This is a genomic window from Amycolatopsis sp. NPDC003731 (assembly GCF_053586895.1).
Window position 1 is genome coordinate 1 of the sequence record NZ_JBSFNC010000218.1, and the last position, 11689, is coordinate 11689.

At 71.1% G+C, this 11689-nt stretch carries 12 protein-coding genes; 2 read left to right on the forward strand and 10 right to left on the reverse strand.

The genetic code is table 11. The features are described 5' to 3' along the window. Positions 1-121 precede the first annotated feature (121 nt). Entirely contained in the window at positions 122-2824 is a 2703-nt protein-coding gene (locus ACWDN5_RS43910) for a GH92 family glycosyl hydrolase (RefSeq protein WP_449680432.1), read from the forward strand. Here ACWDN5_RS43910 and ACWDN5_RS43915 read toward each other — a convergent pair. The 3 genes from ACWDN5_RS43915 to ACWDN5_RS43925 form a co-directional block, all read right to left on the reverse strand. Continuing rightward, positions 2815-3414, reverse strand: a complete 600-nt coding sequence (locus ACWDN5_RS43915) for a GNAT family N-acetyltransferase (protein WP_449680433.1) — start codon at positions 3412-3414, stop codon at positions 2815-2817. The genes ACWDN5_RS43910 and ACWDN5_RS43915 overlap by 10 nt on opposite strands. A 41-nt stretch (positions 3415-3455) precedes the next feature. Then, positions 3456-3713 carry a hypothetical protein gene (locus ACWDN5_RS43920; protein ID WP_310971229.1) on the reverse strand — a complete coding sequence of 86 codons (258 nt, stop codon included), beginning with the start codon at positions 3711-3713 and terminating at the stop codon, positions 3456-3458. 140 nt (positions 3714-3853) lie between these two features. Further along, positions 3854-4312: an Lrp/AsnC family transcriptional regulator gene (locus ACWDN5_RS43925; protein ID WP_449680434.1), complete on the reverse strand. Its 459-nt coding sequence runs from the start codon at positions 4310-4312 to the stop codon at positions 3854-3856. 77 nt (positions 4313-4389) lie between these two features. Between ACWDN5_RS43925 and ACWDN5_RS43930 the strand changes: the two genes are divergently transcribed. Further along, positions 4390-5448: a Glu/Leu/Phe/Val dehydrogenase dimerization domain-containing protein gene (locus tag ACWDN5_RS43930; protein WP_449680435.1), complete on the forward strand. Its 1059-nt coding sequence runs from the start codon at positions 4390-4392 to the stop codon at positions 5446-5448. On the opposite strand, the gene ACWDN5_RS43935 is transcribed toward ACWDN5_RS43930, so the two are convergent. The 7 genes from ACWDN5_RS43935 to ACWDN5_RS43965 all read right to left on the reverse strand — a co-directional run. Beyond that, the gene (locus ACWDN5_RS43935) at positions 5390-6640 is read right to left on the reverse strand and encodes an ABC transporter substrate-binding protein (protein ID WP_310971231.1); all 1251 of its coding nucleotides are present in this window, start codon (positions 6638-6640) and stop codon (positions 5390-5392) included. The two genes, ACWDN5_RS43930 and ACWDN5_RS43935, sit on opposite strands and share 59 nt — an antisense overlap. Next, positions 6637-7779: a branched-chain amino acid ABC transporter permease gene (locus tag ACWDN5_RS43940; RefSeq protein ID WP_449680440.1), complete on the reverse strand. Its 1143-nt coding sequence runs from the start codon at positions 7777-7779 to the stop codon at positions 6637-6639. Before ACWDN5_RS43940 ends, ACWDN5_RS43935 begins: the two co-directional genes overlap by 4 nt. Positions 7780-7786: 7 nt before the next feature. Beyond that, entirely contained in the window at positions 7787-8665 is an 879-nt protein-coding gene (locus tag ACWDN5_RS43945) for a branched-chain amino acid ABC transporter permease (protein WP_449680436.1), read from the reverse strand. Beyond that, a complete protein-coding gene (locus tag ACWDN5_RS43950; protein ID WP_449680437.1) occupies positions 8662-9435 on the reverse strand; it encodes an ABC transporter ATP-binding protein in 774 nt (257 codons plus the stop codon). The genes ACWDN5_RS43945 and ACWDN5_RS43950 overlap by 4 nt, the downstream gene beginning before the upstream one ends. Then, a complete protein-coding gene (locus ACWDN5_RS43955) occupies positions 9432-10241 on the reverse strand; it encodes an ABC transporter ATP-binding protein (RefSeq protein WP_449680438.1) in 810 nt (269 codons plus the stop codon). The genes ACWDN5_RS43950 and ACWDN5_RS43955 overlap by 4 nt, the downstream gene beginning before the upstream one ends. Positions 10242-10359: 118 nt before the next feature. Further along, positions 10360-11175 (reverse strand): PHP domain-containing protein, encoded by an 816-nt coding sequence (locus ACWDN5_RS43960; protein WP_449680441.1) that lies wholly within the window; start codon positions 11173-11175, stop codon positions 10360-10362. A 16-nt stretch (positions 11176-11191) separates the two neighbouring features. Continuing rightward, positions 11192-11689, reverse strand: a 498-nt coding sequence (locus ACWDN5_RS43965; protein ID WP_449680439.1) for a LuxR C-terminal-related transcriptional regulator, incomplete at its 5' end; no start/stop codon positions are given.

The following is an 11689-nucleotide window of genomic DNA, read 5'->3' on the forward strand; positions in this document are numbered from 1 at the left end:
TCGACCCCTGGACGTTGCCGGCGCGGCTCGACCCGCGCTGACAACGTTGTCACCACCCGTTCTGCTTGTCCGACAACGTTGTCGCCCGGCGGGAATGCGTGCGACAAGGAGAGGAAGGGTCATGTCCAGACCATTGGCCGGCCGGGTGCGCGCGGCCGCGCTCGCCGCGGTGCTCCTCGGCGCGGGGCTGGCCGCGCCACCAGCCGGCGCCGCGACGCTCGCCCTCACCCAGTACGTGAATCCCTTCATCGGCACCGACAACAGCAACTCGCCCAACCCGGTGCCCGGAGGTGCCGGCGGCAGCACCTACCCCGGCGCCGTCGTGCCGTTCGGCATGGTGCAGTTCAGCCCGGACACCCCGACCGCGTCGCCGTCGGGGTACCGATACAGCGACACGAGCATCGAGGAATTCAGCCTCACCCACTTCAACGGCGCCGGCTGCGCCAACAACGAAGACCTCGGCCTGCTGCCGATCACCGGCGCGATCGGGACGTCGCCGGGCACCGGGTGGACCGGGTACGCGGGCCGGTACACCAAGGCCAACGAGTCCGCCGCGCCCGGCTACTACAAGAACAAGCTCGACAGCTACAACACCACCGTCGAACTGTCCGCCACCCAGCGGTCCGGCTTCATGAAGCTGACCTACCCGAACACGACATCCGCGCGGCTGCTCGTCAACACCAGCCGCAGCGCCACCGGGTCCCGCAGCGGAAGCATCAGCATCAGCGGCAGCCAGCTCACCGGTTCGGTGACCGGCGGCGGGTTCTGCGGCTCGTCGAAGACTTACCAGATCTTCTACGTCATCCAGTTCGACCGCGCGCCCAGCGGGTTCGGCACCTGGCTCGGCGGCACCGTGAACGCCGGCTCCGCGAGCACCAGCGGCACGAACTCCGGCGGCTACGTCACCTTCGACACTTCGAGCAACACGACCGTGCAGGCGAAGATCGGCATCTCGTTCGTCAGCCTCGCCAACGCGCAGGCGAATCTGGCCGCCGAGAGCCCCGGCTTCGACTTCGCCGGGATCCGCGGCGCAGCCGACACGAGCTGGAACAACGTCCTCAACCGCGTCCAGGTGACCGGCGGGGCGACCGCGGACCTGCAGAAGTTCTACACGGCGCTGTACCACGTCTTCCAGAACCCGAACATCGCCAGCGACACGAACGGCCAGTACCGCGGGTTCGACCAGGCGGTGCACACCGCGTCCCACACCGTCTACCAGAACTACTCCGGCTGGGACATCTACCGGTCGTGGGCCGCGCTGATCGGGCTCGTCGCGCCGAACGAGGCGAGCGACATCGCGAAGTCCATGGTGCTGGACGGCCAGCAGGGCGGGTTGCTGCCCAAGTGGTCGCACAACAGCAACGAGCACTTCGTGATGACCGGTGACCCCGGCCCGATCATCGTCGGCAGCATGTACGCCTTCGGGGTTCGCGGGTTCGACACCGCGGCCGCGTTGACGCTGATGGACAAGAGCGCCAGTGGCGGCACCACGCAGGGTCAGGCGATCCGCGGCCGGGAAAGCGGCTACCTGAGCCGGCACTACGTCTACGAGGACCCGTCGGACTCGCTCGAGTACTCGGCGTCGGACTTCGCGGTGGCGCAGTTCGCGAAGGCCGTCGGTGACACCACGAAGTACAACACCTACATGCAGCGCGCCCAGTGGTGGCAGAACGTGTTCGGCCCCGACTCCGGCTACATCCAGCCGCGGGGCAGCACGGGCACCTGGGCGTGGCCGGTCGTGCCGTCGAGCAACAGCGGCTACACCGAGGGCAACCCGTCGCAGTACACCTGGATGGTGCCCTACAACTACCAGGGCCTGATCAACCTGATGGGTGGCCGCCAGACCGCCGTCCAGCGGCTGGACCACCACTTCACCCAGCTCAACGGCGGGCTCACCCAGCCGTACTTCTACATCGGCAACGAGCCCGAGCACGGCGTGCCGTGGGCGTACAACTACGCCGCCCACCCGCAGGGCACCAGCTCGGCGGTGCGGCGGGTGATGAACGAGTCGTTCACCACCGGCCCGGGCGGCCTGCCCGGCAACGACGACCTCGGCGCCACCTCGGCGTGGTACGTCTTCGCCGCGCTGGGGATGTACCCGGCCACGCCGGGCGCGGACGTCCTGGCCCTGCACGGCCCGCTGTTCCCGGCGGCGTCGATCATCCGGCCGTCCGGGACCATCCAGATCACCGGGAGCGGTGCGGGCCAGGGCGCGCAGTACGTGCAGAGCGTGAGCGTCAACGGCGTCTCGACGACGAAGTCGTGGATCCGCTACGGCGACATCGCGGGCGCGTCGACGCTGAGTTACGCGATGGGCTCGTCGCCGAGCGCGTGGGGCACTGGCACCGCTGACGTCCCGCCGTCGTACAACGACGGGTTCACGCCGCCGGCCGCCGCGCCGGAGCTCGGCACGAACCTGGCGCTGGGCAAGGCGGCCACCGGCTCGGCCACCTGCAACTCGACGGAGACTCCCGCCAAGGCCGTCGACGGCAGCCTCGCGAACAACAGCAAGTTCTGCAGCACGGCGGCGACGAAGTTCCTCCAGGTCGACCTCGGGTCGGCGCAGAACGTGTCCTCGTTCGTGGTCAAGCACGCCGGTCTCGGCGGCGAGACCACGGGCTGGAACACCGGCGCCTTCACCATCCAGACGTCGACTGACGGCTCGACCTGGACGACGGTCGCCTCCGTCACCGGCTCGCGGGCGAGCCGCACGTACCACCCGATCACCACCCGATCGGCGCGGTACGTGAAGCTCAACCTGACCACCCCGGCCAACGACGGCAACGGCGCGGCCCGGATCTACGAGTTCGAGGTCTACCGCTGATCCGATGGCTCGCGGGCGCCGGGCGCGGTGCCCGCGAGCCACTCCTCGCGGGTGATGCCGTACTCGACTTCGCCGTGCTCGCTGCCCGGGGCCCGCTCGTGCTCCGGGAACTCCTCGAAGTAGGTGCGGACGAACGTCATCCCCAGTTTTTCCATCACGCGGCGCGAGGCCTTGTTCACCGTCATGGTGAACGCCGTCACCCGGGTGACCCCCAGTTCGGTGAAGCCCTTCGCGAGCAGTGCCGCCGAGCCCTCGGTGCCGTAGCCCTTGCCCCACGCCTTCCGGTGCAGCCGGTAGCCGAGTTCGGGCTGGTCCGGCGGGTCGCCCGGGCGCGGGCGGAAATGGAACCACCCCAGGAAGTCGCCGGTGCTCTTTTCGATCGCCGCCCAGAACCCGTAACCGGGGAACCGCTCGTAGTAACCGAGGAACGCGGGAAGATCCAGGGTGACGATCTCCGTGCGGTCCGCCGGCTGTCCCCCATTGAGGTACTTCATCACGGCCGGGTCGTCGTAGAGCTCGAAGAGCGCGTCCGCGTCGTTCTCGGTGAACCGGCGGAGGATCAGCCGATCGGTTTCGAGGAATACGTGCATCGGATGATGCTGGCAGTGACCCCAGTGCGTGGCAAACGTGTTTACGCCGCGGTGGCGAAAACCTCGCCGAGCGCCCGCGATCCGGCGTCGGTGAGCAGCGCGGGCACGCGCTCGCCGCACTTGCCGGGGTGGGCGGGTGCGATCAGGCCGAGCCGCGCGAGCCGATGCACGGTGGACTGGTCGCAGCAGCTCAGGCCGTCGATGAAGAGGTCGGGCTCGCAGCTGCAGCTGATCTCGGCGTGGCCGCCGGCCACGGCTCTCAGTGTGGCGCGCTCACGGTGGTTCAAATCGGTGATCATGGCGGCGCCTCCTTCCCGTCGTGCTCATTAGACGCCCCGCCACCGACAGTTTCCGCCTTTGAACGTGCGAACCCGGGTATTTCAGGGGTGCACGTAGGGGGCGGCGTGTCGCGCCGTTCCGGGGTCATCCCCGGATACCCTTACGGGAGCGGTTCAAGCGTCGTCTTCCGCAGGTGCCGGAAAACGATCGACGTCCGGAAGCCGACGATCTCCCGGCGCAGCGCGAGCCGGTCGGTCAGGAATGCGTGCAGCGCGTCGATGTCCGGCGTGGTGACTTCGATCAGGAAATCGTCGTTTCCCGCCGTGACGTACACCGAGAGCACTTCCGGGAGTTCGGCGATCGACCGCTGGAAGGAATCGATCACCGCCCGGCTCAGCGGCCGCACCTGCGCCGTGACGAGCGCCCGGACGCCGCGGTTGAGGCTCGGCAGGTCGATGTCGGCGTGGTAGCCGCGGATGACGCCGCGTTCGCGCAGCAGCCGGATGCGCTCGAGGCACGTCGAGGGCGCGATGCCGACCTTCCGGGCGATGTCCCGGTTGGTCTGGCGGGCGTCTTCCTGCAGCAACCGCACGATCGCCGAATCAAGTTCGTCCAGCACCGGGCCCTCCGTAGCCTCGCCGAATTTCGTTCGGCAGCCCATCCCGACTGCCGACTTTCACCCTAACTTCGGCGCTCATGACCGCACATGAACAGCTGGTAGTCCGCCGAGGCCGTCGATCCGGCATCCCCACGATGGTCGCGATCCACTCGACCGCGCTCGGCCCCGCCGTCGGCGGCTGCCGGTTCAAGCCCTACGCCACGCTCGAAGAAGCCATCGGCGACGTCCTCCGCCTGTCGGCCGCCATGACCGCGAAGTGCGCCGTCGCCGGCCTGGCGTTCGGCGGCGGCAAGAGCGTCATCGCACCCGAGCCGGGCCGCGTCCTCTCGCCCGAGGAGCGCCGCGCCGTCCTGCTCGACCACGCCGACCTGATCGCCGAGTTCGGCGGGGCCTACCAGGCGGGCCCGGACGTCGGCACCGGTCCGGCCGACATGCTGGTGCTCCGCGAAGCGTCGCCGTACGCGTTCTGCACGCCCGAATCCGCGGGCGGAACCGGTTCCTCCAGCGGGCCGACCGCCCTTGGGGTGCTCGCCGCGCTAAGGGCGGCGGCCGGACCGGACCTCGTGGGCCGCCGGGTCGTGATCAGCGGCTACGGCTCGGTGGGCGCCCACCTCGCGGCGAGCCTGCACGCCGCGGGCGCCGACGTCGTCGTCTCCGACATCGACGCGGGGAAACGGCCCGGGGCCGAAAAGCTGGGCCTGACCTGGGCCGAGCCGGAGAAGGTCCTGACCCTCACCGCCGACGTCGTCATCCCGGCGGCGGTCGGCGGAGTGCTCGGCCCGGAGACGGTGGCCCGGCTCGACACACCGCTCGTCGTCGGGCCCGCCAACAACCAGCTCACCTCCGACACCGTCGCGGACGACCTCGCTGCACGCGGCATCGTGTGGATCCCGGACTACGTGGCCAGCGCGGGCGGGATCCTGTACACACTTTCGCGCGAGGCCGAGGGCTTGGACCACGAAGCCGCGCTCGCTCGCGTGGAGACGATCGAGGACACCGTGCGCACCCTCCTCGAGGCCGCCGCGGCCAACGCGACCACTCCGCTGCACGAAGCGGCCGCGCTGGCGCGATACCGGCTCACTTCTGGTGCGGAGCGACGTACTCCTTCGCTTCCGGAGCTTCGAACAACGGCTTGACGTACTTGACGCCGCCCTCGGCGGAGGCATCCGGCGTCGCCGCGTACACCTGGCGCGTCGCCGGCGTTCCCGGCTTCGAGAAGTCGAGCGCCGCGACCAGGTTGTCCGTGCTCGCCGACGTCGTCTGCTTCAGCGCCGCGGCGATGCCGTCGCGCGTCAGGTCCTTGTTGTCGCACGCCTTCTTCAGGACCGCGCCCCACACTTCGCCGACCGCGTAGCCGTACGGGACGCCGCCGTTGGGGGTTTCCTTGTACGCGGCCTTGTACTTCGCCGCGACGTCCTTCGCCTTCGGGATGTCCGCGGAGAACGGCACGCTGCTCGCCACGACCGTCAGCTTGTCGAGCGCTCCGGCGGCCGGGCTCTTCAGCAGCGCCGGGTCGAACGTCGGGTTGTTGCCCAGCACCGGGACGTTCAGCCCGAGCGCCTTGTTGGCCCCGACCGTCGAGCCGGTCTGCGTCGGCGTGGTCGTCAGCACGATCACCTTCACGCCTTCGCCCTTGAGGCCGGTGACGACGTTGGTCAGGTCGCTGTCGGTCGAGGTGATCTTGACTTCCTTCAGCGTCAGGTTGTGCTTCTTGGCGTAGAACTGCGAGCCGCGCAGGCCGTTCTTGCCGTACTCGCCGTCGATGTAGATGTGCCCGATCGTGTCGCCGTCCTTCAGCTGCCCCTGCTCCTGCAGGTACGACAGACCGTCGATGATCTCCAGGTCGTAGGTCGTCCCGACGATCATCACGTACGGGTTGTCGAGCAGCTCGGACGACCACGACGCGGGCGCGGCGGTCGTCTTGTCCGAGGCCAGGTTCTGCTTCAGCGCGGCCACCACCGGTGAGCCCAGCAGCTGCACGAACCCGAGCACCTTCGGCTCGATCTGCGGGTACAGCGTCTTCGCCGTGTCGGCCTTGTAGCCGTGGTCGACCTCCTCGAGCCTGACCTGCCGCCCGCACACGCCGCCGGCCGCGTTGAAGTCCTTGGCCCACAGCTCGTTGCCCTGCGTGACGCCGAGGCCGAGGTTCTTGAACACGCCGGACTTGTCGGTCATCACGCCGAGCGTCACCTCGTTCGCCGTCACCCCCTTGCCCGTCTTGACGCCGGAGCTGTCCGGGCCCGACGCGCCCGAGTCGTTCGCTTTCGTGCTGCACGCCGAGAGCGCGAGGACGGCCACCAGCGCCGCCGCCAGGTGTGTGCGTTTCATGGTTCCTCCGGGGGTTGACGGCGAGGCCGGGTGAGCCGGCGGCCGATCGCGGCGAGCCCGCCCGGCTCGAACAGCACGACGAGGATGATCGCGGCGCCGTAGACGAACGAGCTGACCAGGACCGGGGTCAGCGCGCCGTCGCCGGTGCCGGAGAACCAGCCCAGGTCGGCCGAATACAGGGCGAGGACCTGCGGCAGCCCGTTGACGATCAGGGCGCCGACCAGCGCGCCGGGGACCGAGCCGAGGCCGCCGATGATGACCATCGCCAGGTAGGCGATCGAGACGTTGATGCCGTAGGTGCCGAACTCGCTCTCGTCCGGCTTGAGGATGTCGAACCACAGCACGGTCATCGCGCCGGCGAGGCCGCCGTAGGCCGAGGAGACGGCGAACGCGCCCGCCTTGGCCCGCAGCACGCTGACGCCCATCACCGCGGCCGCGGCCTCGTTGTCGCGCACCGCCCGCCACGACCGCCCGACCCGCCCGCGGACCGCGCCGCGGGCGATCACGAACGCGAGCACGGTGAGCAGCAGGAACAGGTACCACATCCGCTCGGCCTGGCGGATCGGCACGCCGAGCAGGGTGATCACCGGTCCGTCGTCGGTGAACGGGAAGCCGAACAGGGAGAACGGCGCCGGCGCGCGCCCGGTCGACGTCCCGCCGGTGAGCTCTTCCGCGGACTGTCCGAAGTAGAGGCCCAGGAAGACCAGCGCCAGCGAGGCGACGCCGAGGTAGATCCCGCGCAGCCGGCCGGCGACCGGCGCGAAGGCCAGGCCGAGCAGGGCCGCGACGACCACCGCGCCGAGCAGCGAGAGGCCGGGGTCGAGGCCGAGGCCGACCACCCGGTCGTCGCCGGCCGGTCCGGAGAGGACGGTGTAGGCCGTGCCGCCGGCGAGCAGGAAGAACGCGTGGGCCAGGGAAAGCTGCCCGGCCTGGCCGACCACCAGCGTCAGCCCGATCGCGCCGACCCCGCCGATCATCATGTACTGCCCGGCCTTGAGCCACGCCGCGTCGAGGTACAGCGGCAGGGCGAGCAGGACGACCAGCAGCGCGAGGGAGACGACCCGGCGGACCAGCCGCGCCGGGCTGCGGCGTGGGTGTGGCGGCGCGGCCGTTTCGGCTGGGGTGTCCACTTCGGACACGGCTTGGTCAGACACGGGTCCGCTCCCTCGTGCCGAACAGCCCCGACGGCCGCACCACCAGGACCACCAGCATCACCAGGAACACCGCGCTCTTCGAGAAGTCGAACGAGACGTACTGCGCCGACAGGGCCTCCGCGATCCCGACGACCAGGCCGCCGACGACCGCGCCCGCCGTCGAGTCGAGACCGCCGAGGATCGCCGCGGGGAAGGCGGCCAGCGCGATCGAGTGCGTCCCGCGGGAGAGCCCGGCGCCGGAGAAGTCCTGCGTCGCGATGAACAGCACGGCCACCCCGGCGAGCAGGCCGGCGACCAGCCACGCGGTCGCGGTGACGCGCGAGCTGCGGATGCCCATCAGCGCGGCGGCCTCGCGGTTCTCCGCCTGCGCCCGCATGGCCACGCCCCAGTTCGAGTACTTGAAGGCCAGCCAGAACGCCGTGATCAGCACCGCCGCGACGGCGAGCGCGACCAGGTGCGTGCGGAACAGCGTGATCCCGCCGAGCCGGAACGGCTTCGCGTCCCAGGCGTCGCCGAGGAAGGGCAGCGTGACGCCGAGGCGGCGCACGATCTCCTCGGTGATGATCACGTCGACGCCGATGGTGAGCAGGGCCAGGCTGTTCGCGTCGGCGTGCCGGGCGCGGGCCAGCAGCAGCCGCTCGACCAGCAGGCCGAGCAGCCCGGCCGAGACGATCCCGGCGAGCGACGCGCCGGCCCAGCCCAGCGCGTCCTTCGACACCACGACGAGGTAGCCGCCGAAGAGCACCAGCGAGCCGTGCGCGAAGTTGACCACCTCGGTGGCCTTGAAGATGATCACGAAGCCCAGTGCCAGCAACGCGAACACCGCGCCCTTGCCGAGGCCGTTCACCACGAGCTGCAGGAAAGTGTTCACGCTGCCTCCGTGCCCAGGTAGGCCTTGATGACGTCCGGGTCGGACTGGACCTGCGCCGGGGTGCCGTCGGCGATGCGCCGGCCGAAGTCGAGCACCGTGACCCGGTCGGCGATGCCCATCACCAGGCCCATGTCGTGTTCGACGAGCAGGATCGAGATGCCGAGCTCGGCCCGGATCCCGCTGATGGTGCCGGCCAGCTCAGCGGTCTCCGCCGCGTTCATCCCGGCCGCCGGCTCGTCGAGCAGGAGCAGCACCGGCTCGACGGCCAGCGCGCGGGCGAGGTCGACGCGCTTGACGACGCCGTAGGGGAGCGCGCCGACCGGAGTGTCGACGACCGCTTCGAGCCCGAGGAACGCGCAGATCTCCCGCGCGCGCTCGGCGTGCCGGCGTTCGGCGCGGACCGTCCACGGCAGCCGCAGCCCGGCTTCGAGGAACCCGCCGCGGGTGAGCGCGTGCCGGCCGAGCATGACGTTGTCCAGCACGGTCGAGCCGGGGGAGAGGGCCGCGTTCTGGAAGGACCGCCCGACGCCGAGCCCGGCCAGCTTGTGCGGCGCGAGGCCGGTGAGGTCGGTGTCCCCGAGCCGCACGCGGCCCGCGTTGGCCCGGTAGAGACCGCTGATCACGTTGAAGCAGCTGGACTTCCCGGCGCCGTTCGGCCCGATCAGCGCGTGCAGCGAGCCGGGGGTGACGGTGAAGCTCACGTCGTCGAGCGCGCGGATCCCGCCGAACCGGAGCGAGACGTTCTCGACCCGCAGTTCCGGCGGCGTCATCCGGCCCACCTCGACAGGGTCCGGCCCGCCAGGCTCCGGCGCGCGGTCGCCGCCTCGGCTTCGGCGGTCTCCGGCGATTCGGCGTGCCCGCCGAGGTAGAGCCGCTGGACGTCCTGGCTGGCGGCGAGCTCGGCCGCGGTCCCGGCCAGCGCCACCCGGCCCACTTCGAGGACCACGGCGTGGTCGGCGACGTTCAGCGCCATCACGGCGTTCTGCTCGACCAGCACGACGGCGGTGCCCTGGTCGTGGATTTCGCGGATGGTCCGGCCGATCTGCTCGACGACCTTCGGCGCGAGACCCAGCGACGGCTCGTCGAGCAGCAGCAGCTTCGGTGCGGACATCAGCGCCCGGCCGATGGCCAGCATCTGCTGCTCGCCGCCGGACAGCAGGCCCGCGCGCTGCTTGGCGCGTTCGGTGAGCACCGGGAACAGCTCGCCGACCCGCTCGCGTGCGCCGGCCCGCTCGGCCGCGGTCCGGGCGCCGATGCCGCCGGCCCGCAGGTTCTCCTCGACGGTCATCCGGGCGAACACCTGCCGCCCTTCCGGCACGCCGACGACGCCGAGCCGGACGATCCGGGCGGGGTCGAGCTTGCCGAGCGCGTGGCCGGCGTAGCGGATCTCGCCGGCGTCGATCGCGCCCCGGTGCATCCGGAGGGTGCCGGAGACGGCCCGGAGCAAAGTGGACTTCCCGGCCCCGTTGCTGCCCAGCACGGCCAGCACGCCGTCGGCGGAGACGTCGAGATCGATTCCGTGCAGGGCGGCCGTCGACCGGCCGTACCGCACCCGCAGGCCACGCACGGTCAGCACGAACTCACTCCGGAACGCAAGGGGCCTCCTCCGCTCGTGTGACGTGAGTCACGGTCGGTGGCGGTCATCCTGCGATCAGACGTGGCTCTCGGACACCCCCACCTGGAGACCCCGCGGGCTACGAAACGGACACGGCGGACTCCCGCAGCGCCGCGAACACGTCAGGCGAAGTCGTGCACTCGCCGAGGCGGACCGGCTTGCGATCGCCGTGGAAGTCGCTCGACCCGGTGGCGAGCAACCCCAGGTCGGCGGCCACTTCCCGGAGCCGGTCGCGGACGTCCGGCGGCTGCTCGGGGTGGTCCGCCTCGATCCCCGCGAGTCCCGCGGCAGCGAGCGCGGCCAGCTGCGCGTCCGACACCGAAGCACGCCGCTTGACCGAGCGGGGATGGGCGAGCACCGCCACACCGCCGGCCGCGCGGACCAGCGCGATCGCGTCCACAGTGGACAGGACGTGCTTGGGGACGTCCGCCCGGCCGCCGTCGGCGATCCAGTCGGACGTGAAGGCGTCGGTGACGCCCACCGCGGCCAGCGCCGCGGCGATGTGCGGACGGCCCAGCGGCGCGCCCGCGGCGATCGCCTCGACCTGCGCCAGGGTGATCGGCGCCCCGAGTTCCCGGCAGCGCTCGACCATCCGGACACCGCGGCGGACGCGGTCGGTGCGGATCAGCTCCAGCTCGTCCGCCAGCGGCGCGGAGGACGGGTCGACGAAGAGGCCGAGCAGGTGCACCTCGAACTCGTCCAGGCGGCACGAGATCTCGACCCCGGGGACGAGCTCGACGCCGGCGGCGGCCGCGGAAGCCTCGGCCAGGCCCGCGAAGGTGTCGTGGTCGGTGAGGGCGAGCACCGCCAGCCCGGCTTCGGCGGCCAGCCGCGGGAGCTGCGCCGGTGGCGTCGTCCCGTCGGAGGCCGTGCTGTGCGCGTGCAGGTCGATCATCACCCGGCCGAGGATCTCACAGCAGCCCGGCTTCGCTGGCCTTCCCGATCGCTTCGACGCGGTTGCGCGCGCCCAGCTTGTGCAGCGCCGACTGCAGGTAGGTCTTCACCGTGTTCCGCGCCAGGCCCGTCGACTCCGCGATCTCCGGGTTCGTCTGGCCCTGCGCGGCCAGCCGCAGGACCTCGTACTCGCGGCGGGTCAGGCCGCTGCGGGCCAGCGCGTCCGACCGCTGCCCGGCGTCGGGGAGGATCCGGGGGTCGACGACGCGCTCGCCGCGCAGCACCCGGCGCAGCTCGGTCACCAGCTGCGCGCCCGCCGCGTCCTTGAGCAGGCAGCCGTGCGCGCCGGACTCCAGCGCGGCCAGCACGCCCTGGTGGTCGCCGTGTGCGGTGAAGACCACGATCTTGCCCTCGGGGTGCACCCGCCGCAGCTCGGTGACGACCTCGGGCGCGAGCATGTCCGGCAGCCGCAGGTCGAGCAGGATCAGGTCCGGGGCCAGCGAAGCCACCCGCTC